Origin of the sequence: Microbacterium phycohabitans, assembly GCF_032464935.1 — a bacterium.
GTDB lineage: Bacteria > Actinomycetota > Actinomycetes > Actinomycetales > Microbacteriaceae > Microbacterium > Microbacterium phycohabitans.
In genome coordinates, this window is sequence record NZ_JAWDIT010000007.1 from 17,648 (window position 1) to 43,327 (window position 25,680).

Annotated in this window: 27 protein-coding genes; 13 read left to right on the forward strand and 14 right to left on the reverse strand. The window is 70.8% G+C overall.

Translation table 11 applies throughout. The features are described 5' to 3' along the window. Positions 1-38: 38 nt before the first annotated feature. Positions 39-1,280 (reverse strand): winged helix-turn-helix domain-containing protein, encoded by a 1,242-nt coding sequence (locus tag RWH44_RS15470; protein WP_316005266.1) that lies wholly within the window; start codon positions 1,278-1,280, stop codon positions 39-41. Positions 1,281-1,349: 69 nt separating this feature from the next. Between RWH44_RS15470 and RWH44_RS15475 the strand changes: the two genes are divergently transcribed. After that, a complete protein-coding gene (locus tag RWH44_RS15475) occupies positions 1,350-2,540 on the forward strand; it encodes an AI-2E family transporter (protein WP_316005267.1) in 1,191 nt (396 codons plus the stop codon). Continuing rightward, positions 2,537-3,766 carry a threonine ammonia-lyase gene (gene ilvA, locus RWH44_RS15480; protein ID WP_298871741.1) on the forward strand — a complete coding sequence of 410 codons (1,230 nt, stop codon included), beginning with the start codon at positions 2,537-2,539 and terminating at the stop codon, positions 3,764-3,766. The genes RWH44_RS15475 and ilvA overlap by 4 nt, the downstream gene beginning before the upstream one ends. A 304-nt stretch (positions 3,767-4,070) precedes the next feature. On the opposite strand, the gene greA is transcribed toward ilvA, so the two are convergent. Further along, on the reverse strand, positions 4,071-4,562 hold the full coding sequence (gene greA, locus RWH44_RS15485) for a transcription elongation factor GreA (RefSeq protein ID WP_298871742.1): 492 nt from the start codon (positions 4,560-4,562) through the stop codon (positions 4,071-4,073). Between the two features lie 106 nt (positions 4,563-4,668). After that, positions 4,669-5,064, reverse strand: coding sequence for a DUF4307 domain-containing protein (locus RWH44_RS15490; RefSeq protein WP_316005268.1), 396 nt, complete (start codon positions 5,062-5,064; stop codon positions 4,669-4,671). A gap of 63 nt (positions 5,065-5,127) precedes the next feature. Between RWH44_RS15490 and RWH44_RS15495 the strand changes: the two genes are divergently transcribed. Further along, complete coding sequence (locus RWH44_RS15495; protein WP_316005269.1) at positions 5,128-5,403, forward strand: hypothetical protein; 276 nt, start codon at positions 5,128-5,130, stop codon at positions 5,401-5,403. Positions 5,404-5,508: 105 nt separating this feature from the next. On the opposite strand, the gene trhA is transcribed toward RWH44_RS15495, so the two are convergent. Beyond that, positions 5,509-6,201 (reverse strand): PAQR family membrane homeostasis protein TrhA, encoded by a 693-nt coding sequence (gene trhA / locus RWH44_RS15500; protein ID WP_298873124.1) that lies wholly within the window; start codon positions 6,199-6,201, stop codon positions 5,509-5,511. 165 nt (positions 6,202-6,366) lie between these two features. Between trhA and RWH44_RS15505 the strand changes: the two genes are divergently transcribed. Together RWH44_RS15505 and phoH2 are read left to right on the forward strand one after the other, a co-directional pair. Further along, the gene (locus RWH44_RS15505; protein WP_437127310.1) at positions 6,367-7,140 is read left to right on the forward strand and encodes an isoprenyl transferase; all 774 of its coding nucleotides are present in this window, start codon (positions 6,367-6,369) and stop codon (positions 7,138-7,140) included. Between the two features lie 250 nt (positions 7,141-7,390). Continuing rightward, complete coding sequence (gene phoH2 / locus RWH44_RS15510) at positions 7,391-8,752, forward strand: RNA 5'-3' helicase PhoH2 (RefSeq protein ID WP_298871753.1); 1,362 nt, start codon at positions 7,391-7,393, stop codon at positions 8,750-8,752. Positions 8,753-9,067: 315 nt separating this feature from the next. Here phoH2 and RWH44_RS15515 read toward each other — a convergent pair whose 3' ends face one another. The 7 genes from RWH44_RS15515 to xseA all read right to left on the reverse strand — a co-directional run bounded on the left by RWH44_RS15515 (position 9,068) and on the right by xseA (position 15,544). After that, positions 9,068-9,724 carry a response regulator transcription factor gene (locus RWH44_RS15515; RefSeq protein ID WP_298871756.1) on the reverse strand — a complete coding sequence of 219 codons (657 nt, stop codon included), beginning with the start codon at positions 9,722-9,724 and terminating at the stop codon, positions 9,068-9,070. Next, positions 9,721-11,136 (reverse strand): sensor histidine kinase, encoded by a 1,416-nt coding sequence (locus tag RWH44_RS15520; RefSeq protein WP_316005270.1) that lies wholly within the window; start codon positions 11,134-11,136, stop codon positions 9,721-9,723. The genes RWH44_RS15515 and RWH44_RS15520 overlap by 4 nt, the downstream gene beginning before the upstream one ends. Positions 11,137-11,194: 58 nt before the next feature. After that, positions 11,195-12,589, reverse strand: coding sequence for a class II fumarate hydratase (locus RWH44_RS15525; RefSeq protein WP_316005271.1), 1,395 nt, complete (start codon positions 12,587-12,589; stop codon positions 11,195-11,197). Between the two features lie 76 nt (positions 12,590-12,665). Then, positions 12,666-13,322: a carbonic anhydrase gene (locus tag RWH44_RS15530; RefSeq protein WP_437127308.1), complete on the reverse strand. Its 657-nt coding sequence runs from the start codon at positions 13,320-13,322 to the stop codon at positions 12,666-12,668. Further along, complete coding sequence (locus RWH44_RS15535; protein WP_316005272.1) at positions 13,319-13,951, reverse strand: DUF4245 family protein; 633 nt, start codon at positions 13,949-13,951, stop codon at positions 13,319-13,321. The genes RWH44_RS15530 and RWH44_RS15535 overlap by 4 nt, the downstream gene beginning before the upstream one ends. Next, positions 13,951-14,181, reverse strand: coding sequence for an exodeoxyribonuclease VII small subunit (locus RWH44_RS15540; RefSeq protein WP_298871764.1), 231 nt, complete (start codon positions 14,179-14,181; stop codon positions 13,951-13,953). Before RWH44_RS15540 ends, RWH44_RS15535 begins: the two co-directional genes overlap by 1 nt. Positions 14,182-14,191: 10 nt before the next feature. Then, positions 14,192-15,544 carry an exodeoxyribonuclease VII large subunit gene (gene xseA / locus RWH44_RS15545; protein ID WP_298871767.1) on the reverse strand — a complete coding sequence of 451 codons (1,353 nt, stop codon included), beginning with the start codon at positions 15,542-15,544 and terminating at the stop codon, positions 14,192-14,194. 127 nt (positions 15,545-15,671) lie between these two features. Here xseA and RWH44_RS15550 point away from each other — a divergent pair, with 127 nt between their 5' ends. The 5 genes from RWH44_RS15550 to RWH44_RS15570 all read left to right on the forward strand — a co-directional run bounded on the left by RWH44_RS15550 (position 15,672) and on the right by RWH44_RS15570 (position 19,200). After that, a complete protein-coding gene (locus RWH44_RS15550) occupies positions 15,672-16,733 on the forward strand; it encodes a 4-hydroxy-3-methylbut-2-enyl diphosphate reductase (RefSeq protein ID WP_298871770.1) in 1,062 nt (353 codons plus the stop codon). Then, positions 16,730-17,311 carry a DUF6264 family protein gene (locus RWH44_RS15555; RefSeq protein WP_316005273.1) on the forward strand — a complete coding sequence of 194 codons (582 nt, stop codon included), beginning with the start codon at positions 16,730-16,732 and terminating at the stop codon, positions 17,309-17,311. The genes RWH44_RS15550 and RWH44_RS15555 overlap by 4 nt, the downstream gene beginning before the upstream one ends. Positions 17,312-17,366: 55 nt before the next feature. Then, positions 17,367-17,870: a sigma-70 family RNA polymerase sigma factor gene (locus RWH44_RS15560; RefSeq protein ID WP_298871775.1), complete on the forward strand. Its 504-nt coding sequence runs from the start codon at positions 17,367-17,369 to the stop codon at positions 17,868-17,870. Then, the gene (locus RWH44_RS15565) at positions 17,867-18,568 is read left to right on the forward strand and encodes an anti-sigma factor family protein (protein WP_316005274.1); all 702 of its coding nucleotides are present in this window, start codon (positions 17,867-17,869) and stop codon (positions 18,566-18,568) included. Before RWH44_RS15560 ends, RWH44_RS15565 begins: the two co-directional genes overlap by 4 nt. 86 nt (positions 18,569-18,654) lie before the next feature. Further along, entirely contained in the window at positions 18,655-19,200 is a 546-nt protein-coding gene (locus tag RWH44_RS15570; protein WP_316005275.1) for an MOSC domain-containing protein, read from the forward strand. Between the two features lie 391 nt (positions 19,201-19,591). Here RWH44_RS15570 and fbaA read toward each other — a convergent pair whose 3' ends face one another. Next, entirely contained in the window at positions 19,592-20,620 is a 1,029-nt protein-coding gene (gene fbaA, locus RWH44_RS15575) for a class II fructose-bisphosphate aldolase (protein ID WP_144785501.1), read from the reverse strand. A 179-nt stretch (positions 20,621-20,799) separates the two neighbouring features. On the opposite strand from fbaA, the gene glpX reads away from it, so the two are divergent. Together glpX and RWH44_RS15585 are read left to right on the forward strand one after the other, a co-directional pair. Beyond that, entirely contained in the window at positions 20,800-21,789 is a 990-nt protein-coding gene (gene glpX / locus RWH44_RS15580) for a class II fructose-bisphosphatase (protein WP_316005276.1), read from the forward strand. A gap of 280 nt (positions 21,790-22,069) precedes the next feature. Continuing rightward, complete coding sequence (locus RWH44_RS15585; protein WP_251509429.1) at positions 22,070-22,282, forward strand: UDP-N-acetylmuramyl pentapeptide phosphotransferase; 213 nt, start codon at positions 22,070-22,072, stop codon at positions 22,280-22,282. Between the two features lie 146 nt (positions 22,283-22,428). On the opposite strand, the gene RWH44_RS15590 is transcribed toward RWH44_RS15585, so the two are convergent. Beyond that, on the reverse strand, positions 22,429-23,814 hold the full coding sequence (locus tag RWH44_RS15590) for a DNA recombination protein RmuC (RefSeq protein WP_316005277.1): 1,386 nt from the start codon (positions 23,812-23,814) through the stop codon (positions 22,429-22,431). Positions 23,815-23,955: 141 nt separating this feature from the next. Continuing rightward, positions 23,956-24,549, reverse strand: a complete 594-nt coding sequence (locus RWH44_RS15595) for a 3'-5' exonuclease (protein WP_316005278.1) — start codon at positions 24,547-24,549, stop codon at positions 23,956-23,958. A gap of 372 nt (positions 24,550-24,921) precedes the next feature. Here RWH44_RS15595 and RWH44_RS15600 point away from each other — a divergent pair, with 372 nt between their 5' ends. Continuing rightward, complete coding sequence (locus RWH44_RS15600) at positions 24,922-25,671, forward strand: class I SAM-dependent methyltransferase (RefSeq protein WP_316005279.1); 750 nt, start codon at positions 24,922-24,924, stop codon at positions 25,669-25,671. Positions 25,672-25,680 lie beyond the last annotated feature (9 nt).

Sequence of the window (25,680 nt, forward strand, 5' to 3'; positions counted from 1 at the left end):
AGAGAAGCGCCCTCTCCGCTGGTCGGAGGGGGCGCTTCTCAGTTCGAGCGTCCGTCGGGATGCTCGTGCCGTTCGGCCGAGAGCGCGCCGGCGATCGCGTCGGCGGCGTCGCCCCACCGCGCCACCGTCACCCGCTCGAGGCCCTGCCAGCGCGCGGCGGTGCGCAGCTCGGCGGCGACGCGCTCGGCGGCATCCGGGGGAGCACCGTGCTCCCACCATGCAGACTGCACGCGCAGGGCGCTCGCCCCGCGGTCGGCTTTGAGATCGAGTCGACCCACGACGTCGTCTCCGACGAGCACCGGGAGCGAGTAGTAGCCGAACCGGCGCTGGGGTGCCGGGGTGTAGATCTCGATGCGGTAGTCGAAGTCGAAGAGACGCTCCGCACGATCGCGGAACCAGACGACGGGGTCGAAGGGCGTGAGCAGCGCGGTGGCATCGACCCTGCGGGGGCGCGCGGCGTCGCGATGCAGCCATGCCTTCGCGGGACGCCCGCCGACGGACCACCCCTCGACGTGGACGGGCTGAAGCTCGCCCGCGTCGACGAGGTCGTGCACGGCCGCCATGACCGCCGGCCGGTCGCGGATGCGCCAGTAGTCGGCGAGGTCGGAGGCCGTCGCCACGCCGTAGGCCATCGACGCCCTCCGGACGAGCTCGCGGATGGCCTCGTCGCGGGGGACGTGCGTCTCGAGCGCCGACGCGGGCAGCACGTCGGATGCCAAAGCGTAGCGACGCTCGAATCCGCGGCGTCCCGCGATCGCGACGTCGCCGAACAGCCACAGGCGCTCCAGGCCGTTCTTGACGTCGTCCCACCCCCACCACGAGCCGCGAGACCCGCTGCGGGCGTCATGGTCGATCTGGGCGGGGCGCAGCGGCCCCCGTTCGGCGAGCTCGTCGCGCAGCCACTGCAGGAGGGGCTGGTTCGCCTGCGCCCACGCGTCGCCGGCGTACTTGCGCCGCAGGTCGTCACGACGGAACTGCAGGAGCGGCCAATCCTCGGTCGAGACGAGGGATGCCACGTGCGCCCACGATTCCACCCAGCGCGGGCGGCGCGAGAAGGCCAGGGCGTCGAGGAGCGACGTGTCGTAGGCGCCGAGGCGGGCGAAGAGCGGCATGTAGTGCGAGCGCGAGAAGACGTTGACGGAGTCGATCTGGAGGATGCGCATGCGACGCAGGGTCGCCGTGATCTGGCGCGTGCCGACCGTTTCGGGCCTCGGCCGGGCGAAGCCCTGAGCGGCGAGGGCGATGCGGCGTGCATCGGCGCGACGGAGCGTCGTGGTCATGCGTGCCACCGTATCCACAGCCTCCGACATCCAGCGTTCGCCGGGGGAGCGCGGCGGTAGGCTGACAAGATGAGTGGAACCGATCCCGAACCCCGCGGATCCTTCCTCGACGCCCTCAAACGACGCACCGTCTCGAGCGACCTGCAGCCCCCGGTCCCGCCGGCGCTGCGTCAGGCCACCGCCTACGCGTGGCGGTTGCTCGTGATCGCCGCCGCTCTCGGCGTCGTGATCTTCGTCGTCATCCAGCTGAAGCTCCTCGTCGTGCCCCTTCTTGTGGCGATCCTGGTGACCGCCCTGGTCTGGCCCGCGTTCTCCTTCCTCCTGCGTCATCGGTGGCCGAAGTGGCTCGCCATCGTCGTGACCGTGCTCGGCACGATCGCCCTCATCTCCGGACTCGTCTGGCTGGCCGTCTGGCAGATCACGCGCGAGTTCGGTTCCGTGCAGGAGCGGACCGTCGACGCCGTCTCGCAGTTCCGCCAGTACCTGATCGACGGGCCCCTGCACCTGAGCGCGCAGCAGATCGACGACGGTCTGCGCCAGGCGGGCACCTTCCTGCAGCAGCAGGCCGAGGTGCTGTGGACCGGCGCCCTCGCCATCGGCACCACGATCGGCCACGTCGGCACGGGCGTGCTGCTGACGCTGTTCATCCTCCTGTGCCTGCTCGCCGACGGAGGGGGCATCTGGCGGTGGACCACGCGCCTGTTCCCGCGTGTCGCCCGCCCCGCGGTCGACGGTGCCGGTCGCGCGGGATGGCGGACGGTCAAGAGCTACGCCCGCACGCAGTTGCTGGTGGCCACCATCGACGCCATCGGCATCGGCCTCGGCGCGTTCCTCCTCGGCGTGCCGCTCTCGATCCCGATCGGCGTGCTCGTCTTCCTCGGTGCGTTCATCCCGTTCGTGGGAGCCGTGGCGACGGGAGCCCTGGCGGTGTTCATCGCGCTGGTCTACAACGGGCCGCTCGTGGCGCTGTTCATGCTGATCGTCGTGCTGGGCGTGCAACAGATCGAGAGCCACGTGCTGCAGCCGATCCTCATGGGCTCGGCCGTCAAGGTGCACCCTCTGGCCGTCGTGCTGGTCGTGGCCGGCGGCGCGATGATCGGCGGGATCGCCGGCGCGCTGTTCGCCGTGCCGCTCGCCGCGTTCGCCAACGTCGTCGCCGTGTACCTCAGCTCGAAGGCGTGGCAGCACGCCGGCCAAGACCTGGCATCCCGAGATCTCATCTGGCAGACCGTCCCGCGTGAGCGCGGAAGGAGATCATGAACGACACTCCCACTCTGGCCGAGTTCGAGGATGCCGCGCAGGCTCTGCGCGGCATCATCACGCGCACACCCCTCGACGAGTCGCTGCACCTGACCGACCTGCTCGGCGTGCCCGTGAACCTGAAGCTCGAGAACCTCCAGCGCACGGGCTCGTTCAAGATCCGCGGAGCGACCTATCGGTTGTCCCGGCTGACCCCGGAGGAGCGTGCGCGCGGTGTCGTGGCCGCCTCCGCCGGCAATCACGCCCAGGGCGTCGCGCTGGCCGCGCAACAGCTCGGCATCGCCGCGACGATCTTCATGCCGCTGGGTGTTCCCGTGCCCAAGCTGCTCGCGACGAAGGGTTACGGAGCCGAGGTGATCCTCGAGGGGGCCACCGTCGAGACCCCACTGCGCCTCGCCGCCGAGTTCGCCGAGCGTACCGGTGCGGTGCTGATCCACCCGTTCGACCACCGCGACATCGTCGTCGGTCAGGGCACTCTCGGCCTCGAGCTCGTCGAAGACATGCCCGACCTCGAGACCGTCATCGTCGGCATCGGCGGCGGCGGGCTCGCCGCCGGCGTCGCAGCGGCGGTCAAGGCCCGTGCGGCCGCAGAGGGGCGCGAGGTGCGCATCATCGGGGTGCAGGCGCACAACTCCGCCGCCTACCCCTCCTCGCTCGCAGCGGGTCGGCCGATGCAGGTCGAGACCACGCCGACCATCGCCGACGGCATCGCCGTCGCGCGGCCCGGCGACCTCCCGTTCGAGCTGATCCGTCAGTACGTCGACGAGGTCGTGACCGTGACCGAGGACGACATCGCGCGAGCCCTTCTCGTGCTGCTGGAGCGCGCCAAGCAGGTCGTCGAGCCGGCGGGCGCCGTGGGCGTCGCGGCCATCCTCGCGGGCAAGGTGAAGGCCAGCGGTCCGACCGTCACGATCCTGTCGGGCGGCAACATCGACCCTCTGCTGCTGCAGCGCGTGGTGGCGCACGGTCTATCGGCATCCGGACGCTACATGTCGCTGCGCATCCCGCTTCCCGACCGGCCGGGGCAGCTCGCGCGTGTGTCGGAGCTGCTCGCGCAGGTGGGAGCGAACGTGATCGAGGTGCTGCACACGCGCCACGGCCAGGGACTGCAGATCAGCGAGGTGATCCTGCAGCTGAGCGTCGAGACGCGCGGGGCCGAGCACCGGGCGCTGGTCATCAAGACCCTGGAGGACGCCGGCTTCGTCGCCACTGTCGTACCCGACTGACGTCGGCGTCGCGCGGCGCGACGTGAGTCCGAGCGTGACGTGGGTCGGCGCGCGGGGCGAGGGCGCATCCTCAGCGATGTGCGGAGGTTCAGCTGCAGGGCCGCGATTCGGGCTGAGTATCTGCGCATCGCTGCGGTTGTGTCGCCGGCTGTGCCGCGGGTCGCATCCTCAGTGATGTGCGTGAGTTCAGCCGCGCGGCTGCGGTACGGGCTGAGTTCGTGCGCATCGCTGAGGTTGCGCGTTCTGGAAACGCCGCGAGCCGCCACCCCGGCAGCGGGGGAGCGGCTCGCGGACGGTGCGGCGCTTACTGGCCGGAGTAGGTCTCGACCTTGACGATCTCGACCGAGATCTCCTTGCCGTTGGGAGCGGTGTACGAACCCTTGTCGCCCTCCTTGAGGCCGAGGATCGCGGCGCCCAACGGCGAGGCCTCGCTGTAGACGTCGAGCTCGGAGTTGGCCGCGATCTCGCGGTTGCCGAGGAGGAACTTCTCCTCGCCACCGGCGACGACAGCTGTGACGACGGTGCCCGACTCCACGATGCCGTGGCTCTCGGGGGCCTCGCCGACCTTGGCATCCTTCAGCAGCTGCTGGAGCGTGCGGATGCGCGCCTCCTGCTTGCCCTGCTCGTCTTTAGCGGCGTGGTAGCCGCCGTTCTCCTTGAGGTCGCCCTCTTCGCGAGCGGCCTCGATGCGCTTGGCGATCTCCTCGCGACCCGTGGTCGAGAGGTGCTCGAGCTCGTTGGCCAGGCGGTCGTAGGCGTCTTGCGTGAGGAACGTCACCTGAGCGTCGTTGGACACGGTTACTCCTTCGTCGAGGCGCTGACGGCAGGCGTTGTCGGGCCGTCGGCGGGGGATATGTCGAACGCCCCGGCATCGAGCCGGGGCGCGTCGTGATTCCGCGAGTTTACGGCACCCAGCAGGCGTTGACAAAACCCGTGGTCGCGAGCGACAGCGTCGGAATCTCCTCCGTGAAGGCCCGCGTGTGATCCTCGGATGCCGGGTACTCGACCACGCGCCAACCGACGGTTCCGTGCTCCTCGTCGCGGGCCTCGAGGGCGCAGGCGACGGGTCGACCGGTGGGCGCGGTGATCTGGAACGTGGAGGTGACGGTGCGGTCATCGACGACCGTGTATCCGGTGTCGGTGGCCGTGACCGCGTTCAGGCTGTTCGACACCGTCGTCCAGCCCAGGAAGCCGATCGCCCCGAGGGCGAGGACGCCCACGATCGACCACCCCACGATGCGTCGCCGCGGGGAACGCGTGCGCCCGTAGCGGTCGTCGAGTTGGGCTTGCGTCGTCATGCTCTCTCCGGGCTTTAGGCTGGACTTCCAGGCTACGCGCTTCCGCCCGGACCGAAGGACTCCATGCTTCCCGTGATCGTCGCTCTCGCGACAACGCCCTCCCCGGCCGTCACCCCCGACGAGTCGATCGTCACGCCCGGGCCGCTCGGATTCGCCGCGATCGCCTTCATCGGCATCGCCGTGTTCCTGCTCGTGTGGGACATGCTGCGACGCATCCGCCGTGGACGCTACCGCGAGGAGGTCAACGCGGAGTTGGATGCCGAGGAACAGGCCCGCGCGGCCGAGCGAGCCAGCGACGTCGACGACGAAGACATCGACCCCGCCGCTCCGCGCCGCTGATCCCGGGCCGCGAGCCGACGGCATCCGGAGCTCCGCCTCGCGTGAGTCGCCAGGAATCGTCGCCTCGCGCGACTCGGCAGCGACAAATTCTGGCGAGTCGCGCGGTCAGCCGCCGTGGTACGCCGGGGCGAGGGCGATCAGCAGGCAGGCCGTCCAGTGGCACAGGAACGCCAGCACCGTGCAGACGTGGAAGATCTCGTGGAAGCCGAAATGCCCGGGCCAGGGGTTGGGCTTCTTCAGGGCGTAGATGATGGCGCCCGCGGTATAGAGCAGTCCGCCCACCACGACGAGCACCATCATGGCGACGTTCGCGGCCAGCAGGTCGCCGAGGTACATCACCGCCGCCCACCCCAGGGCGAGGTAAAGGGCGACGTAGAGCCAGCGCGGGGCGTTGATCCAGAACACCCGGAACAGGATGCCGAGCAGCGCACCGCCCCACACGATCGACAGCAGGAGCACGGTCTTCGGCGTCGGCAGGGCGAGCACGGCGAGCGGCGTGTAGGTTCCGGCGATGAGCAGGAGGATGTTCGCGTGGTCGATGCGCTTGAGCACGGCCAGGGTCTTCGGCTTCCAGTGGAAGCGGTGGTAGAGCGCGGAGTTCCCGAACAGCAGCATCGACGTCGCCATGAACACCGCCGCCGCCCACTTGCCGGGGGCGCCCTGCGCGAGGGCGATGAGCACGATCCCCGCGGCGATCGCCACAGGGAACGTCCCCGCGTGGATCCACCCGCGCCAGGTGGGCTTCAGCTCCGCCTGCGCACCCACGGCTCCGGCTTCGAGGAGGGGGAGCTGGGGCATCTCGGGGCCGTCGGCCGGGCTTCGGGGGGTCACTCCTCGACAGTACGTCCGCTCCTATGCCGCGGGCGGAACATGGGAGCAGCACTCACCCTTCCCCCAGGAAGTGCCACCCGGATCCGATGCGGCCGGAGGCCCCCGACGCGGTAGCGTAGGCGGGTGGCGCGCGTGTGGAAGAACGAGGGGCGGGGCCCGCTCTATCGTCTCTACATCTCGCGCCTGCGTCGCCGCATGCCGGCCACGGTGCCCCACCACGTGGCCATGATGATCGACGGCAACCGGCGTTGGGCGCGGCAGCTCGGCTACGACAGCGCCGCCCACGGGCACCGCGCCGGCGCGGCCAAGATGCACGAGTTCCTCCGATGGTGCGACGACCTCGGTATCGAGGTGGTGTCGCTGTACCTCCTCTCGAACGACAACCTCGTCAAACGCGACAGCAAAGAGCTGCAGGACCTGCTCGAGATCATCGCCGAACTCGCCGGAGAGCTCTCCCGCGAGCCGAACTGGCGCGTCCAGCACGTCGGTCGCGCCGAAGGGCTCCCCCCGGAGCTCGCCGAGGTGCTGCACGAGGCCACGGAGCGCACGCGCGGGCACAGGGGACTGCACGTGAATCTCGCCGTCGGCTACGGCGGTCGCAGCGAGATCGTGGATGCCGTGCGCTCGATCATCGTCAAGCACGACGAGTCGGGCGGGTCGCTCGAAGAGCTGGCCGACAGCCTGACGCCCGAGCAGATCGGCGAGCACCTGTACACCGGTGGCCAGGCCGATCCGGACCTGGTGATCCGCACGTCGGGGGAGCAGCGCCTGAGCGATTTCCTGCTCTGGCAGTCCGCGCACTCGGAGTTCTACTTCGTCGAGGCCCTCGGTCCCGACCTGCGCGAGGTCGACTTCCTCCGCGCGATCCGCGACTTCGCGGCGCGCGATCGACGCTTCGGGCAGTGACGCCGACCGTCGTCGCGGCCGCGGGCCGTGGCATCCCGGACTAAACCATCTGCTGGGACGAACCCCCGTGTTCCCGGTGTTCACGAACTCGTCACATTCGCGGCGTGTTAACGACCCTGAGCGGTGTCCGGGGGACGTACGGTGATCACATCGGACACGGAGTCCGGTCGAGTCGACCTTCGGATCGCGACTCGTGACCCACAGGTCGACTCGTGACAACCGGGTGAAACACCCGGGTCGGGAGTGGGTTGTGACTGCACGAGCACCGTACGACCAGCGTCGCGTCGTCGAGAGCACCGAGTCCGAAGCGGGGGCCGATCAGGCGCTCCGCACGTACGTCCTGGACACCTCCGTCCTTCTGAGCGACCCGCGGGCGTTCTTCCGGTTCGCCGAGAACTCCGTCGTGATCCCCGTCGTGGTGATCATGGAGCTCGAGGGCAAACGTCACGATCCCGAGATCGGGTATTTCGCCCGCCAGGCTCTGCGCCACCTCGACGAGCTGCGCATCGAGCACGGCCGGCTCGACTTCCCGGTCCCCGTCGGCGAAGACGGCACGCTGCGCGTCGAGTTGAACAACACCGATCCGTCGGTCCTGCCGTCGGGCATGCGCACGGGCGGCAACGACAGCCGCATCCTCGCGGTGGCCATGAACATCGCCAAGGACGGCGCCGAGGTCACGGTGGTGTCGAAGGATCTGCCGATGCGCGTGAAGGCGGCATCCCTGGGTCTGGCGACCGAGGAGTACCTCGCCGAGCAGGCGATGGACTCGGGATGGACGGGGATCGCCTCGATCGACGTCTCGGGCGACGAGATCACCGACCTGTACGAGAGCGAGGTCGCCGTCAGCGACGCGGTGGTCGGGCTTCCCGTGAACACCGGGCTCATCATCCACTCGGAGCGCGGATCGGCCCTGGGTCGCGTGACCGGCAAGGGGCAGTTCCGCCTCGTCCGCGGCGACCGTGACGCCTTCGGCCTGCACGGGCGCTCGGCGGAGCAGCGGATCGCCCTCGACCTGCTGCTCGACCCCGAGGTCGGCATCGTGTCGCTCGGCGGCCGGGCCGGCACCGGGAAGTCGGCCCTCGCGCTGTGCGCGGCACTGGAGGCCGTGCTCGAACGCCAGCAGCAGAAGAAGATCATCGTGTTCCGCCCGCTCTTCGCGGTCGGTGGGCAGGAGCTCGGCTACCTCCCGGGCGATCAGGCCGAGAAGATGGGGCCCTGGGGCCAGGCGGTGTTCGACACGCTGGGGTCCGTGGTGTCGGGCAACGTCCTCGAAGAGGTGCTGGCGCGCGGGCTGCTCGAGGTGCTTCCGCTGACGCACATCCGCGGTCGGTCGCTGCACGACGCGTTCGTGATCGTCGACGAGGCGCAGTCGCTCGAGCGCAACGTGCTGCTCACGGTGCTCAGCCGCATCGGTCAGAACTCGCGCGTGGTGCTCACGCACGACGTCGGGCAGCGCGACAACCTGCGCGTCGGTCGCCACGACGGTGTCGCCTCGGTGATCGAGACCCTGAAGGGTCACGGTCTGTTCGGGCACGTCACGCTCACGCGCTCGGAGCGCTCCGCCATCGCCGCGTTGGTGACGGAGCTGTTGGAGGCCGGCGAACTGTCCTGATGCCCGCACGGAGGAAGGGCCGGGATGCCGTGGCATCCCGGCCCTTCCTCCGTGCGGGCGCTCGGCGGGCGTTCCGCGCCGGGGACTCGGATGAGAAGGTTCTCATCTGCGGCTCCCCGGTCTCTCACGAACGACGGACAGAGTGGTCTCATCGGCGAGGGAGACCTCGCCACCGCCCCGGCGGTTCCCCCCAAGGAAACACGAGGTCCGTTCGCGCAGGTCACCGCTCTTCGGGTGAGTCGGAAGACCACCGACGCGATCTCCCTCGAAACCCCCGGTCGATCCCCCCACCGGGGGTTTTCGGGGTTCCAGGAGTCACTCCCAGCGATAACCCGCCCCGCGTACGGTGACGATGTGGGCGGGTCCCACCTTCGCCCGCAGGTAGCGGACGTACACGTCGACGACGTTCGACGCGGGGTCGAAGTCGAGACTCCACACCCGGCTCAGCAACTGTTCGCGCGAGAGCACCTGACCCGCGTGCCGGATGAACTCCTCGGCGAGGGCGAACTCCCGCGCGCTGAGGTCGATCTCGCGGCCACCCACGGTCGCGCGGCGCGCCAGGATGTCGAGCGACACGTCGCCGTGCGCCACGGTCATCGTGCCCTGGGTGACCGGTTCGCGCAGCCGGGATCGGACGCGGGCGAGCAGCTCATCGAACTTGAACGGCTTCGCAACGTAGTCGTTCGCGCCCGCGTCGAGGCCGTCGACGGTGTCACGCGTGCTCGTCCGGGCGGTGAGCATGATCACCGGCAGGGTGGATCCCTGTCCGCGCAGGCTCCGCAAGACCTCGAAGCCGTCGAGGGAGGGCAGCCCGACGTCGAGCAGCACGAGGTCGACCTCTCCCGAGAGTGCCGTGTCGAGCGCCTCGGCGCCGTCGTCGACGATCAGCGTCTGATAGCCGGCTGCCTCCAGGCCCTTCGCGACGAAGGCCGAGATGCGGTCTTCGTCTTCGGCGATAAGGATGCGGGTCATCCGGTGGCCTCTCTCTGCATGACGACGTCGCCGGCGCGCACGGGCGTCGGGAGCGCGGCGGGCGACTGCGCCCCCGTGAGCGGGATGTGGAGCGTGAAGGTGGCGCCTCCGCCCGGCGTGTCGCCGATCGAGCAGTGGCCGTCGTGCGCCTTGGCGATGGCATCGACGATCGAGAGCCCGAGTCCCGAACCGTCGACGCCGCGCCGCGTCGACAGGCGGTCGAACCGGCGGAAGACCCGATGCCGCGCGGCCGGGGGGATGCCGGGACCGTGGTCGCGGATCCACAGGTGCGCGACGGTGTCGTCGGCGGTGCTGCCGATCTCGATCGGCGCTGCCTCGGGCGTGTACTTCGCGGCGTTGTCGGCGAGCTGCAGCCACGCCTGCACCAGGCGGTCGGCGTCTCCCTCGATCCGGACGCGTGCACGCTGGGCCACGCTCCACGGGTGACCGGGAAGGGCGCCTGCGAGCTCCGCCACGCGATCGGTCAGGGCGGCGACGTCGATCACCTCGCTCGACAGGGCATTGGCCTCGACGTCGGCGAGGGTGTCGATGTCGTCGACCAGCCGGGTGAGGCGGTCGAGCTCGGCGATGCCGAGCTGCCGCGTCTCGGCGACGTCGTGAGGATCGGCCGGATCCATCATCTCGAGATGCCCGCGGACGATGGTGATGGGCGTTTTGAGCTCGTGCCGGACGTCGTCGAGGAGTTGTCGCTGCGCCTCGACCGACATCGCGAGGCGGTCGAGCATCGAGTTGACCGACGTGGTGAGGTCGGAGATCTCGTCGTTGCCGTGTGCGCGCAACCGCGTGCCCAGATCGTCGATCGTGATGGCGTCCGCCGTGTCTCGTAGGCGCTTCAGGGGGGAGAAGAGCCGTCCGGTGACGAACCACCCGACCGCGCCCACGACGAGCAGCACCGCGAGCGCCGTGGAGGCGTATGTGACGGATGACAGGGCGACCAGCTCCATGCGCTGGTCGATCGAGATGACCTGGACGGCGTAGCCGCCGGATGCCGCAGCGGCGGCGTACAGGACCGGCCCGCGGGCGCTCTCCAGACGCCCGGTGAGTCGTCCGTCGGCGATGGCGCGATCGAGGGCTTCCACGAGTCCCGGGTCGTCGCCGACGGCGAGGCCGGGAGGCGACGGGGTCGCGGTGAGGACACGCGCGCCGTCGATCGCGAGCGTGCCGTCGGTGCGGCCGGGGATCACGGCGTCGACGAGGTCGGCCGCCGACTCGTCGCTGGTGGCGACCGAGGCCACGAAACCGTCGAGCTGTCGCTGCGCGTTGGCCAGCACCCTGTCGCGTTGGACGAGGAAGGTGACGCCGCCGGCGACGATCATGCCGAGAAGCACGACGCCGAGGAGCGCCCCGAGGAGTCGCACCCGCGTCGAGACAGGTCTCGTCGCGGGGCTCATCCTCCGATTATGGCGCGCCTCGGCGTCGGAAGTGGCGTCGGGGACGGTGCGTGCGAACTCAGCCCGGGTGGGTCATCGACAGCAGATCGAGCTTGGCGTCGAGCACCTCTTCGGTGATCTCACCGCGCTCGACGTAGCCGAGGTCGATGACGGCCTCGCGGACCGTGATGCCCTTCGCCACGGAATGCTTGGCGATCTTGGCCGCGGCCTCGTACCCGATGACCTTGTTCAGCGGCGTCACGATCGACGGCGACATGCCGGCGAACGCCTCGGCGCGGGCGACGTTGGCCTCGAGACCGTCGATCGTCTTGTCGGCGAGCACGCGCATCGCGTTGGAGAGCAGGCGGATCGACTCCAGCAACGCCGTGCCCATCACGGGGATCGCGACGTTCAGCTCGAACGAGCCCGAGGCGCCGGCCCAGGCGACGGTGGCGTCGTTGCCGATGACCCGCGCGCACACCATGAGCGTGGCCTCGGGCACGACCGGGTTGACCTTGCCGGGCATGATCGAGGAGCCGGGCTGCAGGTCGGGGATGTGGAGCTCGCCGAGGCCGGTGTTGGGGCCCGAACCCATCCAGCGGATGTCGTTGTTGATCTTCGTGAGCGACACCGCGATCGTGCGGAGCGCTCCGGAGGCCTCGACCAGTCCGTCGCGGTTGGCCTGCGCCTCGAAGTGGTCCTTCGCCTCGGTGATGGGCAGCTCGGTCTCGGCCGCGAGCAGCTCGATGACCTTCTGCGGGAAGCCGAGGGGGGTGTTGATGCCCGTGCCGACGGCGGTGCCGCCCAGGGGCACTTCGCCGACGCGGGGGAGGACGGCCTGCACGCGCTCGATGCCCAGACGCATCTGCCGCGCGTAGCCGCCGAACTCCTGGCCCAGGGTGACGGGCGTGGCATCCATCAGGTGGGTGCGGCCCGACTTCACGATGCCCTTCCACGCCTCGGCCTTGGCCTCGAGGGCGACCGAGAGGTGCTCGAGCGCGGGGACGAGGTCGGTGATGAGGGCCTGGGTCACGGCGATGTGGACCGAGGTCGGGAAGACGTCGTTCGACGACTGCGAGGCGTTCACGTGGTCGTTGGGGTGCACGGTCGAGCCCAGGATGCCGGTGGCCAGCGTCGCCAGCACCTCGTTCATGTTCATGTTCGAGGAGGTGCCGCTACCGGTCTGGTAGGTGTCGACCGGGAAGTGCGCGTCGTGTCGACCGGTGACGACCTCGTCGGCCGCCTGCGCGATCGCGTCGGCGATGGCGCCGTCGAGGGTGCCCAGCTCCTTGTTGGCGAGCGCGGCGGCCTTCTTGATGCGCGCGAGGGCGGCGATCTGCGTCGATTCGAGGCCCGAGCCCGAGATGGGGAAGTTCTCGACCGCGCGCTGGGTCTGCGCGGCGTAGAGGGCGTCTTTGGGTACCCGCACCTCACCCATGGTGTCGTGTTCGATGCGGTACTCGATGTCGGTCACGTCGTCGTTCCTCCAGGTCGTTCGTTCGGTTCTCAGGTGCGCTGGTCTCGGATGCGCGGTTCTCGGATGCAGGTGCTCAGACGCGCGGGTCGTCGACGTCGCCCACGATGACGACGGGGGAGGCTTCTCCCTCGTCGAGACGGTAGTTCGCGCCCACGACGGCGGTGCGGCCCTCGGCCACGGCTTCGCTGATCAGCTCCGAGGCGCGGAGCAGGTCGGCCACCGTGTGGCGGAGGTGCTCGCGACCCACGAGTTCGGGGTCGACGTGGTCGGGCAGGTGCCCGTCGACCGCGCTCTCGCGCTGGACGCGGCGAACGGCCGGCACGATCGGGGCGATCTGGCGCCAGATGTAGGCGGGGAGGGTGGGCGCGTCGACGCCCGTGCTGTCGATCGCCGCCCCCACGGCGCCGCACGCGTCGTGCGCGAGAACCACGATGAGCGGGACCTCGAGCACGCCCACGGCGTACTCGAGGCTGCCGATGACCGAGTCGGAGATGACCTGGCCGGCGTTGCGCACGACGAAGAGGTCGCCGAGGCCCTCGTCGAAGATGATCTCAGCGGCCAGACGCGAGTCGGAGCAACCGAAGAGCGCGGCGGTCGGATGCTGCGAGCTGGCGAGCTCGGCGCGACGCTCGACGTCTTGACGGGGGTGAGCGGGTTCACCGGCGACGAAGCGCCGGTTGCCCTCCACCATCTGCTGCCACACCTGACGGGGGGTCATGCGCTCGCTCACGGGACCTCTCTCAACTGCTCGATCTGGGACGTGACGGATGCGGCCGCCAGGGCCGCGGTCTCGGGTGCGGCGTCGCCGTAGACGAGTACGTAGTCGGGGCCGGCCGGGGTGGCCAGGGCGTAGTCGATGTTGCCCGTCCCCGAGGGGTTGGAGGGGCGGTAGACGTTCCAGGTGATGCCGTCGATGTCGACGGTCTCGGTGCTGCGGGTGCCGTCGAGCACCTGGCCGACCCAGTTCTCGTCGGCGTCGAACCCCTGCGCGACGCGGAGGAACCCCGACTCGCCGGAGCGCACGTAGACCATGGTCCAGGCTTCGGTGCCGCCGACGCCCTCGGTGGTGGCCTGGTTGACCCGCCACCCCTCGCCGAGCGACGGCGAGAGCACGGGGCGCCCGAGGTCCGCTTCGATCTCGGCCGAGAGGGCGGGCACGTCGGGGGCCGGCGGAGGCGTCGGCTCGCCGCGCGGGACGCCGGCGACCACGACGAAGACGACGGCGACCGTCACCAGCAGGGCGGCGATGAGGTTGCGGAAGGTCTTGCTCGAGCGGTACCGGCGGGATGCCTCGGCCTTGCGGTCGGCGGTCTCCTGCGGGGTCTCGGGGCGGCCGAGGTGGGCGACGACGCGGGCCATCAGTCGTCGTCCCCTTCGCCGCGTGCGGCGTCGAGACGGCGCTTGGCGCCGAGCAGCCACTCCTCGCAGCGGGCGTAGAGCTTCTCGCCGCGCTCCCAGAGGGCCAGGGACTCCTCGAGCGTCGGAGCGCCCTGTTCGAGCTCGGCGACGACGCGCACGAGCTCGTCGCGAGCCTGCTCGAAGGAGAGGGTGGCGACGTCGGCGGCGGGGCCGGGGGTCGTCGCGGTCATGGCATCCATTCTAGGCGGCCCCGTCGGCCGGACCGGCGTCGGGTGCCTCGTCGTCGAACGGAGCGGGAGCGGGGGAGGAGCCGTGGGGGACGGCATCCGCGACGACGCCCTCCGAGGTCGTCGCGACCGTGCCCTGTTCGAGCGTCAGCCGCAGCGCCGTGCCCGCGGGGGCGTCGGCCGCGTCGCGCAGGACGGCGCCGTCGGGTAGCTGCGCGATCGCATAGCCCCGTGCCAGGGTGGCCAGCGGCGACAGAGCGCGCAGGCCCGCGCTCAGCTCGCGCGTGCGCCGCCGCTCGCTCTCGAGACGGCGGTCGACGATGTCGCGGCCGCGGTTGGACAGCATCCACAGCTCCTGCGCACGCGAGGTGAGCATGGAGTGGGGAGTGCGCAGCGCGGGACGCGAACGGATCTGCTCGAGCTGAGCGATGTCGTGCACCACGCGCTGCGTGAGGCGCCCGGTCAGCCGCGCGCGCAGCTGGGCGACCAGCGCGCGCTGCTCGCTCACGTCGGGTACGACGCGTTTGGCCGCGTCGGTCGGCGTCGAGGCCCGCACGTCGGCGACCTCGTCGAGCAGGGGGCGGTCGTTCTCGTGCCCGATGGCGCTGACGACCGGCGTGGATGCCGCGGCCACCGCGCGCAGCAGGCGCTCGTCGCTGAAGCCGAGCAGCGTCTGCGGGTCGCCGCCGCCGCGTGCGATCACGATCACGTCGACCTCGGGGTCGGCATCCAGGGCCTTCAGGGCGGCGATGGTCTCGGGGACGCACCGGTCGCCCTGCACCGCCGCGTGCTTCGTGCGGAAGTGCACGCGCGGCCAGCGCAGCTCGGCGTTGCGGTGCACGTCTTTCTCGGCATCCGAGTTCTCGCCCGTGATGAGGCCGATGCACTGCGGCAGGAACGGCAGGCGCTTCTTCCGCGCGGGGTCGAAGAGCCCCTCGGAGCGCAGCTGCACGCGCAGGCGCTCGAGGCGCTCGAGCTGTTCGCCCAGGCCCACGTGGCGCATCGCCGAGATCGCGAACGAGAAATCGCCCGTGCGGGGGAAGTAATCGGCCTTGACGCACGCCACGACGTGGTCGCCCACCTGCAGGTCTTTCGGCAGTCGCGCGAGGGTGCTCGACCAGATCCGGAACGAGACCGTCGACTCGGTGCCCAGGTCTTTCAGACGCCCGAAGACGTTGCCGCCGCGGCGGTTGAACGAGGTGATCTCGCCCTCGACCCACACCGAACCCCACCGTTCGATGAAGCCGCGGATGGTGTCGTTCAAGCGCGAGACGGAGGTGGGCGCGTCGGTGCGCGAATCGCGGGGGTGGACGCTGTCGGCCGGTGGGGCCTGACCGGGGATGGTTTCGGGCTGGAAGGAGGTCATGTCATCCGCTCGGATGCGCGCCGGTGGCGGCGGGAGGGGCGGGGAGGGGAGGGGGTCATCGTATCCGTGCGGGTCGCGGTGGGGGAGGTTCGGCCGGCGTCCAGGGGCGCCCCCGTAGAATCGAGGGGTGAGCTCACCTGCCGTCCACCTGCCCGTTCCCCGTATCCCGGGTCGACGCGGGCGGCTCCAGGATATCCCCGTCGACGGACAGAAGAAGGTGCTGTTGGCGGCGCCGCGCGGATACTGCGCGGGCGTCGACCGCGCCGTGATCGCCGTCGAGAAGGCCCTCGAGCGCTACGGCGCTCCGGTGTACGTGCGCAAGCAGATCGTGCACAACATCCACGTCGTCACCGAGCTCGAGAAGAAGGGCGCGATCTTCGTCGAAGAGGTCGACGAGGTCCCCTCGGGCGCGCACGTCGTCTTCAGCGCCCACGGCGTGTCACCGGCCGTGGTGTCGGCGGCATCCGATCGGGGTCTCCAGGCGATCGACGCGACCTGCCCCCTCGTCACGAAGGTGCACCGCGAGGCCGTGCGCTTCGCGCGCGACGACTTCGAGATCCTGCTGATCGGCCACGAGGGCCACGAAGAGGTCGAGGGCACGGCGGGCGAGGCTCCCGAGCACGTCACCGTCGTCAACTCGCCCGACCACGCCGACACCATCGAGGTGCGCGACCCCTCGAAGGTCGTGTGGCTGTCGCAGACCACGCTGTCGGTCGACGAGACGATGGAGACCGTCCGGCGCCTCCGCGAGCGCTTCCCGGAGCTGCAGGATCCGCCCTCCGACGACATCTGCTACGCCACGCAGAACCGCCAGGTCGCGATCAAGAAGGTCGCCGTCGGTGCCGATCTGGTGATCGTGGTCGGCTCGGCGAACTCCTCGAACAGCGTCCGTCTGGTCGAGGTCGCCCTGGAGCACGGCGCGAAGGCCGCGTACCGCGTCGACTACGTCGACGAGGTCAAGCAGGAGTGGCTCGAGGGCGTGCAGACGGTCGGCGTGACCAGCGGCGCCTCGGTGCCCGAAGTGCTCGTCACCGAGGTGCTCGAGGAACTCGCCGGCGCCGGCTACCGCGACGTCGAAGAGGTGCGCACCGCCGAGGAGGACCTCATCTTCTCGCTCCCCAAGGAGCTGCGGCAGGATGCCAGCGGCAAGCGCGACAACCGGGCTCTCGGCGGTCGGGGTCGCGCGTGAGCGACGACTCCGGCGTGCCTGCCCCGGGCGCGGAGCGTCCGCGCCCGCAGTTCGGGGAGTACGCCACGCCCGAGGAGCAGAGGGCGCGCATCCAGCGACCCGAGGTGACCGAGGCGCTCGAGGCGGGTGTCGCCCCGCAGCCGGAGCGGGAGTCGCCGGCCGCCGCGAAGGCTCCTGTGGCCCTGGCCGCGCCCGCCACCGGTGGGGCGCGCGTCGACCGCATCGTGACCTTCGGCCTGTTGTTCTACGGCCTGTTCTCGGTGGTCACGACCATCGTCCAGCTGCTGAACTTCCCCGAGTATGCGGAGCGCGGCGCCCAGATGCTGGGCGTGACGGCGACCTTCACCAATCTCTCAGCCGGATACGTCTGGGGCGCCGCTGCCTCCCTGGTGTACGGCGTCGGGTGGCTGCTCACGGCGGTCTTCACCTGGCGGCGTCTGCGCCGCGGCCGGATCGCGTTCTGGGTCCCCCTCGTCGGCTTCGTCGCGACGGCGCTCGTCGCCGGTGTCTGCGTGACGATGGCCCTCGTCGGTGACGCGCAGTTCATGTCGGCGATCCTCGACAGCGTCCCGAACTGAACCGCGAGGCCCGGCATCCCGTGTCCCCTGTGAACGAGGGAGAGGGGATGCCGCGGTGAGAGACGATCACGCGCAGCTGACGGCGCTGTACGACGCGCACGCCACCCCCGTCTGGCGCTACGTCGTGAGCCTGACCGGCGATCACGCCGGCGCCGACGACATCGTGCAGGAGACCCTGCTGCGCGCGTGGCGGACGCCGCGCGTGATGAGCGACGACCCGGCATCGCTGCGGTCGTGGATGTACACGGTCGCCCGCAATCTCGTGATCGACGAGGCGCGTAGTGCGCGGCGGCGGCACGAGCATCCCGTCGACGAGCTCCCCGAGACGGCGCGGAGCGATGACACGGATGCCATGTTCGACGCGCTCCTCGTCGAGGAAGCGCTCGCGACCCTCACCCCCGACCATCGGGCGGTCATCGTCAGCGCCTACTACGGAGGGCGCAGCGTCGCCCAGACGGCGGAGGAACTCGGCATCCCCTCCGGGACCGTCAAGTCGCGATTGCACTACGCGGTGCGAGCGCTGCGGCTCGCCCTGCAGGAGAGAGGGGTGACCCGGTGAACGTCGACCACGAGCGTCTGTCGAGCTGGGATGGCGCCTACGTGCTTGGAGCGCTGTCGGCACCCGACCGCGCGGAGTTCGAGGCCCACCTGGCCGTGTGCGCGGAGTGCCGCGCTGCGGTCGCCGAGATCGCGCCGACGGCGGGGCTGCTGTCGCGGCTGTCGGCCGACCGCGCGCGGGGGATCGACACGGGCACCGGACCGGCGCCGGTGGCCGCGCCCGATCCCGCGCTGCGCGGCCGGATCGTGCAGGCCGCTCGGCGTCGTCGGCGGCGACGGGTCACGGGGTGGGCGCTCGCGGCATCCATCGCCCTGGTCGCGGTCGCCGTTCCCGGCGTCGTCGCGCTGAACAGCGCCGTGTCGTCGTCGGGAACGGTGTACGCGTTGGACGGCGTGTCGGGCGCACCGCTGGAGGCGTCGGTCAAGCTGACCTCGGCCCCGTGGGGCACGCGCATCGACCTCGTGTGCCAGTACACCGGTGAGGTGCTCGACGCTCCTCCCGGGGGGTGGCCGTACGCGCTCGCCATCACCGACGACTCGGGATCCACGAGCGTGCTGTCGACGTGGCGCGCCGGCCCGGGATCGACGACCGAACTGAGCGCGGGAACCGATCTGGCGGCCGCCGACATCGGATCGGTGGAGATCCGCACCCTCGACGGCGACACGGTCGTCATGCGGCGGGAGTTCACCACGCCGTGAGGCGCGGACCCCGTCGTGATGCGGCGGGCGTGTGCGATGCCGAGACGTGGTGCGGCCGCCCTGCGCCGACGCTCTAGCATCGATCCATGCCCCGTCTCGTCGCCGTCTGCGCCGTTCGTGAATTGCATCCGGATGCCGGGTCCGTCGGCGTGACCGCGATCGACAAGCGCGCACTCGACGGCGCCGTGCGCGTGGGCAAGCTCGGGGTGCGCGCCGATGTGCAGGCGAGCCGGAAGCATCACGGCGGCCCCGACAAGGCGGTCTACGCCTACGCGGCGGAGGACGCCGCGTTCTGGGAGGGCGAGCTCGGCCGCGAGCTGCACCCGGGATGGTTCGGGGAGAACCTGCGCGTGGAGGGCATCGACGTCAACAACGCCCGTGTCGGCGAGGTGTGGCGCATCGGTGACACCGTCGAGGTGGAGGTGACGATGCCCCGCACGCCCTGCGCGACCTTCGCACGCTGGGTCGGCGGCGCGGCGGCACGCGGATGGGTCAAGCGGTTCTCCGACGAGGGGCGTCTGGGCGCTTATCTGCGCGTGCGTCGCGCGGGCGAGGTGCGCGCGGGGGATGCCGTCGAGGTCGTGTCGTCGCCGGAGGGAGCGCCGACCGTGCTCGAGGTGTATCGCAGCTGAGCCGCGGGCCGTCGGGCGTGCGCGCCGGTGCCGGGGGATCGGCCGACGGTGGGCGTGCGCGCCGTTGGGGCGGGTGCGCACGACGGCGGGAGGTTTTGGCGACACGCCGGCCGGCAGGCGTGGGAGGCGGCGAGTCGTCCGTTCGTCCTGGCGTTGTGCGCGGGGGCGTGCGTGGGCGGTGTTGGGTGGGGGCGGTGCGTTTCGGCCGTGGGGCCCGACGGAGGCGGCGGGTCGTCCGTTCGTCCTGCCGTTGTGCGCGTGGGCGTGCGTGGGCGGCGTTGGGTGGCGCGGTGCGTTCCGGTCGTGGGGCTCGACGGAGGCGGCGGGGCGTGGCATCCGGAAACGACGAACGCCCCGGCCGGAGCCGGGGCGTTCGCGAGGCGCGGGTGGGTCAGCTCTTCGACTGGCCGTAGGAGCCGAGCTGCTTCGTGGCCTCGACCACGCGGACGGCCATGGCCGACTCGGCGACCTTGCCCCAGGCGCGGGGGTCGTACTGCTTCTTGTTGCCGACCTCGCCGTCGAGCTTGAGCACGCCCTCGTAGTTGGAGAACATGTAGCCCGCGATCGAGCGCGTGAAGGCGTACTGGGTGTCGGTGTCGATGTTCATCTTGACGACGCCGTTGGCGACCGCGAGGGCGATCTCCTCGTCGGTCGAGCCGCTGCCGCCGTGGAAGACGAGATCGAGGGGCTTGGGGCCGGTGCCGAACTTCGCCGCGATGCCCTCCTGGATCTCACCGAGCAGCTCGGGGCGGAGCTTCACGCCGCCGGGCTTGTACACGCCGTGCACGTTGCCGAAGGTGAGGGCCGAGATGTAGCGGCCGTTCTCGCCGAGACCGAGGCGCTCGACGGCCTTGGTGACGTCGGCCACCGTCGTGTAGAGCGCCTCGTTGGAGCCCTCGTGCTGCACGCCGTCTTCCTCGCCGCCGACGACGCCGACCTCGATCTCGAGGATGGCGTTGATGTTCTTCATGCGGGGGAGCAGCTCCGCCGCGATGTCGATGTTCTCGTCGAGGGGAACGGCCGAGCCGTCCCACATGTGCGACTGGAAGATGGGGTTGCGGCCGGCCTTGACCTCTTCTTCGGAGGCCTCCAGCAGCGGGAGCACGAAGCCGGGAAGGGCGTCCTTCGGGCAGTGGTCGGTGTGCAGGGCGACCGTGATCGGGTAGTTCTTCGCGACCTCGGTCACGTACTTGGCGAAGGCGAGGGCGCCGGTGGCGCGGGCCTTGACCGTGTGACCGGCGAAGTAGTCGGCACCACCGGTGGTGACCTGGAGGATGCCGTCGGAGCCGGCCTCGGTCAGGCCCTGGAGCACCGAGTTGATGGTCTGCGAGCTCGAGACGTTGATCGCCGGGTACGCGAAGCCGCCGGCCTTCGCGCGGTCCAGCATGTCGGCGTACTGCTCAGGGGAAGCGACGGGCATGGAGGTGCTCCTTGGTGTTGTCGGGACAACGGTCACTCTAGCGAAGCCGCCGGATCGTGACGGTCCCGTGGCGACAGGAACGCGGCAGTTCTGTCGTTTCGTTAAGAACGGCGAATCCTTCGTGTCCGCGGCGCGGAAAACAGCCGAATGTGACGGCCACGCTGGATACAGTGGGGCCCATGGTGAGCCTGACTGCCGACATGAGCCCTTTGCACCCCGACCGCAACCTGGCTCTGGAGTTGGTGAGGGCGACGGAGGCGGCATCCATCCGTGCCGTCCCCTTCATCGGGCGGGGTGACAAGGAGGCCGCCGACGGCGCGGCCGTCGACGCGATGCGCGCCTTCTTCAGCACCGTCAACTTCGACGGCACGATCGTCATCGGCGAGGGCGAGAAGGACAACGCCCCCATGCTCTACAACGGGGAGCGCGTCGGCAGCGGCCGTGGCCCCCAGTGCGACGTCGCGGTCGATCCGATCGACGGCACCTCGCTCACGGCCGCCGGCCGTCAGAACGCCCTCTCGGTCATCGCGGTCTCCGACCAGGGGACCATGCTCGATGCATCGAGCGTCTTCTACATGGACAAGCTCGTCACGGGCCCCGCGGGCGTGGGCGTGGTCGACATCCGCCTGCCCATCGGCGAGAACATCCGCCTGCTGGCCAAGGCGCTGGGCAAGCCGGTCGACGAGATCGTCGTGTCGGTGCTGAACCGTCCCCGCCACGAGCAGCTCATCGCCGACATCCGCGAAGCGGGCGCCGGAACCCGTCTGATGAGCGACGGCGACGTGGCCGGCGGCATCAACGCCGCCCGTCACAACGCCCGTACCGACATGTGCGTCGGCATCGGCGGCAGCCCCGAGGGCATCGTCACCGCCTGCGCCATCAAGGCCCTCGGCGGTCACATCCAGGGCGTGCTCGCTCCCCGCACCGACGACGAGAAGCAGAAGGGCCTGGATGCCGGCCTCAAGATCGACGGCACGGTCTACGAGGCCGATGATCTGGTGAAGGGCAAGAACACGATCTTCGTGGCGACGGGCGTGACCGACGGCCAGCTCGTGCAGGGCGTGCGCCGCGACGGTGACTTCATCTACACCGAGAGCGTCGTCTTGCGTGGAGCCTCGGGCACACTCCGGCGCATCTCGTCGGAGCACCTGACCTCGAAGTGGCTGTGACGCGGGCGGACTGCTGAGACGGGCCGGCTGCTGAGGCGGGCACGGGCGAGCGATCGGGTCGAAGAGTGGGTCGCCGACATCTCGGCTGCGACTCGGCGACCACCGGTCGGCGGGCTGCTGTTCCGCGGACCGCCGCAGCGCGCACGACCGACCGGCGTGCAGATACAGCCGGGCGTGTCGTGACGCAAGCGTGACCGGTCCCTCGGACCTCGTCTGGCAGAATCTCTAGGAGTGTCAACGGCGACGCTGTGTTCTTCCGAGACCCGAAGGGGGATCGTCCATGGCAACAGCTCCGACGAATCAGACCGCACCTCAGACAGGTGCGCAGGCGGTCATCGCCAGCGCCGTCGACCCGGCTCGCCGTCCCGACGTACTCTTGCGCGTCCGCCGCGACGAGGGTCACGAGGTCAGCGCGTGGTGGATGGTCGGTGCCTTCGTGGGCGTGTCCGCCGCCGTGGTGAGCCTGCTGAGCTGGGTGCCCGGCGGGTCCTGAGCCTTCTTCCGGATACCGCGGCCCGAGGTCGCGGCATCCCGCTTTCCGAACCGGGTCGATCCGTCAGGGTCGGCCCGGTTTCGTCTGCGGGGATGGCGCCCGTCGATCGTCGACCTGAGTCGCTCAGGCCGCGGTGTCGCGGCGCGTCATTGCTCCGCCGGTCGACCCGGGTCGGCGGAGAACCCCGCCCACTCGCGAACGCTCCCGATATCGGCATAGGTGGGCGCCGCGGCCGCTTCGGTCTCGCCGAGCGTCGCGTCGGCGGGGTCGTCGGGGGCGGAGCCCTCGGGGTCGGCCGGTGACGCCGGCGCGTCGATGTCGAGCATCTCGGGCGCCGTCCACCGGCGGGGCGTCGCGTCGAGGACCGGGGGAGCGCTGACGGCCGCGAGCTTCGTCTCGTCGATCCCCGGGAACTTGCGGGCGGTGACGAGCACGCGCGACTCGAGCGACCCCGCGAATCGGTTGTAGCTGTCGACCGTCTTCTCGATCGCGCGACGCAGGTCGTTGGCGTGCCCCGCGAGGACCCCGACCCGCTCATACAGCTCGGTGCCGAGCTGGAACAGCGTTCGAGCCTCGTCGGACACGTCTTGCTGCGTCCAGGTGAACGCCACCGTCTTCAACACCGCCCACAGGTTGACCGGAGAGGCGAGGGCGACGCGCCGCGCGAAGGCGTACTCGAGCAGGGTCGGATCTTCGTCGAGAGCGGAAGCGAGGAGCGATTCGCTGGGGAGGAAGCACACGACGAACTCGGGGCTGGTGGTCAGTCCCGCCCAGTAGGCCTTCTTCGCCAGCGCGTCGACGTGCGCCCGTACCGCCCGCGCGTGCTTGGACAGAAGCGATGCTCGCCGCGCGCCCTCGTCGCCGTGCGCGGTCACCGCGATGGCGCTCGCCTGCAGGTAGGCGTCGAGGGGGACCTTGGCATCCACCGCGAGGGCCTTGCCCCCGGGGAGGCGCACGACCATGTCGGGGCGACCGGCTCCGGCGTCGCTGGAGATCGCCGTCTGGAGGTCGAAGTCGACGTAGCGAGTGAGTCCTGCGGCTTCGACGACGCGTCGGAGCTGCGTTTCGCCCCACACCCCGCGCGTCGCGCCCGAGCGCATGGCGGAGGCGAGCGACTCGGTGGTGGCGCGCAGGGCCTCGTCGGCCTCGCGCGAGAGCCTGAGCTGCTCGCCCAGCGCGGAGTACTGCTCGACGCGGTCGCGCTCGAGCCCGTCGACCTTGCGCTGCATCGCGTCGAGGGTCTCGCGGACGGGGTCGAGGGCGCGCAGGACGGTCTGCTCGCGACGCTCGCGTTCTTCGCGAGCGGCTTGGTCGGATCGCGACTGGCCGACGAGCTCGCGATACATCGCCGCCTGATGCTCGAGCTGCTGCTGCAGCCCCGCCCGCGCGGTCTCGGCCGCGACCGCGCGGGCTTCGAGATCACGCTGGTCGACGGCGCTGCGCGCGGACACGCGCGCCCCACCGACGAACCACCCGCCGGCGACGCCGAGCGCCAGGGCGAGGATCACGAGCACGAGGGTGATGGCATCCATGGGGTCAGCATGCCGCACACCTCCGACATCGCCGGAAAGACGGGCCGGGCGGGCTCGGGCGAGGGTGGATGCGACGCGAGAAGGTTGCCGGTGGTGCTCGGTGGGAGGCCTCAGACCGCGATCGGGAGGCGATGGCCTGATTCAGGCGACGGCGCGCTCGGCCGGTTCGACGGCGATCTGCGAGATGCGCACGCCGAGATGCGCGGCGAGGCTCTGGACATCGTCGACTCCGGCGCGCCGGGCGCAGTCGATCGTGATCTCGGCGCACGCGACGGCGTCGGCGAGCGCGTCGTGGTGCGCGAAGGGGGAACAGCCCGCCTCGGCGGCGACGAGCGGCAGCCGGTAGGAGTCGAGCGTGTAGGTCTTGCGCGACATCTGCACGCTGCAGAGGTAGCGGTAGGGCGGGCACTCGTCGCCGGTCGCGGCGCACGCGCGGCGGAGGACCGACATGTCGAAGCCGGCGTTGTGCGCCACGAGCACGTCGGAGCCGGCGAAGGCCGTGAGGCGTTCGAGCTGGGCGCTCCACGACAGCGCGTCCACGACGTGGGCGGGTTCGATGCCGTGGATGCCGACGTTGATCGGGGCGAAGTGGTCGTGCCCGGGCGGCGGCTTGATGAGCCAGGCCGCGGTGGCGACGACGCGACCTCCGCGCACCCGCGCGAGTCCCACGGCACAGGCCGACGCGCCGCTGGAGTTCGCCGTTTCGAAGTCGATCGCGGTGAAATCCAGAGCCACGGCTCCACCCTGCGCCGTGGGGGCCGCGTCGCCCGGGAGGCGCGCCGGGGTCCGCCCTGCACGGCGGACGGGGCGGCGGACATCGTCGCGCGGGGTCCGTCGGCGACACGCCGGGGGCCGCCCCCACGGCGGAGGGGGCGGCGGACACCGTCGCGCGGGTCCGTCGGCGACACGCCGGGTCCGCCCTGCACGGCGGAGGGGGCGGCGGACACTGTCGCGCGGGGTCCGTCGGCGAGACACCGGCGGTCGGCATCCGGGATCGGCGTGTCGAGCACCGACTCCGCGCAACGGCTCCCGGGCTGAGGGGCACGCCTCCGACGCCGGGCCGATCGCCCTGCTGCGGTGTCGGAGGGGCGGCGTAGGGTCGGGGCCATGACGGGGAGTGAGAAGTCGACGTCGTTCGGGCAGGCGGCATCCGCCTACGAATCGGGCCGACCGGGGTACCCGGCCGCGGCGGTGGAGTGGCTGCTCGAGCCGGTGCGCGAGCCGGGGCGCGCGCTGCGCGTGGCCGACGTCGGTGCCGGGACGGGAAAGCTCACGCGCGTGGTCGTGGAGCTCGGTGCCGACGTCGTGGCGGTGGACCCGGATGCCGACATGCTCGCCGCTTTGCGCGAGGCGGTGCGGGGTGTCCCCACGTTCGTCGGCACAGCCGAGCGTCTACCGCTTCCCGACGCCGGGCTCGACGCCCTCGTGATGGGGCAGGCCTGGCACTGGGTCGACGTCGAGGCCGCGTCGCGCGAAGCCGGGCGGGTGCTGCGCAGCGGCGGCTCGCTCGGTCTGATCTGGAACATTCGCGACGACGCCGTCGACTGGGTACGGCGCCTGACGGCGGCCATGGGCGGCTCGAACGCCGAGGTGCTGCTCGCGACCACCGGCCCGCGCGTCGGAGAGCCGTTCGCGGGGCTCGAGCATCGCGAATGGCGGTGGGAGCGGTCGATCACGCTGCCCGTGCTGCGCGAGCTCGTCTCTTCGCGCAGCGACATCATCACCGCGAGTCCGCGGGAGCGCGCGCGGATCGACGCCGCGGTCGACGGGGTGGTGGCATCCGTTCCCGAACTGGCCGACGGGGGCACCGTCGGGCTGCCGTACGTCACCCACGCGTTCCGCGCGCGGCGGCCCTGACGCGATGAG

Excerpts from the sequence above, each read along its gene's own strand:
- RWH44_RS15470 (WP_316005266.1), bottom strand. The coding sequence starts at position 1,280 with ATGACCACGACGCTCCGTCGCGCCGATGCACGCCGCATCGCCCTCGCC.
- RWH44_RS15475 (WP_316005267.1), top strand. The coding sequence starts at position 1,350 with ATGAGTGGAACCGATCCCGAACCCCGCGGATCCTTCCTCGACGCCCTC.
- ilvA (WP_298871741.1), top strand. The coding sequence starts at position 2,537 with ATGAACGACACTCCCACTCTGGCCGAGTTCGAGGATGCCGCGCAGGCT.
- RWH44_RS15490 (WP_316005268.1), bottom strand. The coding sequence starts at position 5,064 with ATGACGACGCAAGCCCAACTCGACGACCGCTACGGGCGCACGCGTTCC.
- RWH44_RS15495 (WP_316005269.1), top strand. The coding sequence starts at position 5,128 with ATGCTTCCCGTGATCGTCGCTCTCGCGACAACGCCCTCCCCGGCCGTC.
- trhA (WP_298873124.1), bottom strand. The coding sequence starts at position 6,201 with ATGCCCCAGCTCCCCCTCCTCGAAGCCGGAGCCGTGGGTGCGCAGGCG.
- RWH44_RS15515 (WP_298871756.1), bottom strand. The coding sequence starts at position 9,724 with ATGACCCGCATCCTTATCGCCGAAGACGAAGACCGCATCTCGGCCTTC.
- RWH44_RS15520 (WP_316005270.1), bottom strand. The coding sequence starts at position 11,136 with ATGAGCCCCGCGACGAGACCTGTCTCGACGCGGGTGCGACTCCTCGGG.
- RWH44_RS15535 (WP_316005272.1), bottom strand. The coding sequence starts at position 13,951 with ATGGCCCGCGTCGTCGCCCACCTCGGCCGCCCCGAGACCCCGCAGGAG.
- RWH44_RS15540 (WP_298871764.1), bottom strand. The coding sequence starts at position 14,181 with ATGACCGCGACGACCCCCGGCCCCGCCGCCGACGTCGCCACCCTCTCC.
- xseA (WP_298871767.1), bottom strand. The coding sequence starts at position 15,544 with ATGACCTCCTTCCAGCCCGAAACCATCCCCGGTCAGGCCCCACCGGCC.
- RWH44_RS15570 (WP_316005275.1), top strand. The coding sequence starts at position 18,655 with ATGCCCCGTCTCGTCGCCGTCTGCGCCGTTCGTGAATTGCATCCGGAT.
- fbaA (WP_144785501.1), bottom strand. The coding sequence starts at position 20,620 with ATGCCCGTCGCTTCCCCTGAGCAGTACGCCGACATGCTGGACCGCGCG.
- glpX (WP_316005276.1), top strand. The coding sequence starts at position 20,800 with ATGGTGAGCCTGACTGCCGACATGAGCCCTTTGCACCCCGACCGCAAC.
- RWH44_RS15585 (WP_251509429.1), top strand. The coding sequence starts at position 22,070 with ATGGCAACAGCTCCGACGAATCAGACCGCACCTCAGACAGGTGCGCAG.
- RWH44_RS15590 (WP_316005277.1), bottom strand. The coding sequence starts at position 23,814 with ATGGATGCCATCACCCTCGTGCTCGTGATCCTCGCCCTGGCGCTCGGC.
- RWH44_RS15600 (WP_316005279.1), top strand. The coding sequence starts at position 24,922 with ATGACGGGGAGTGAGAAGTCGACGTCGTTCGGGCAGGCGGCATCCGCC.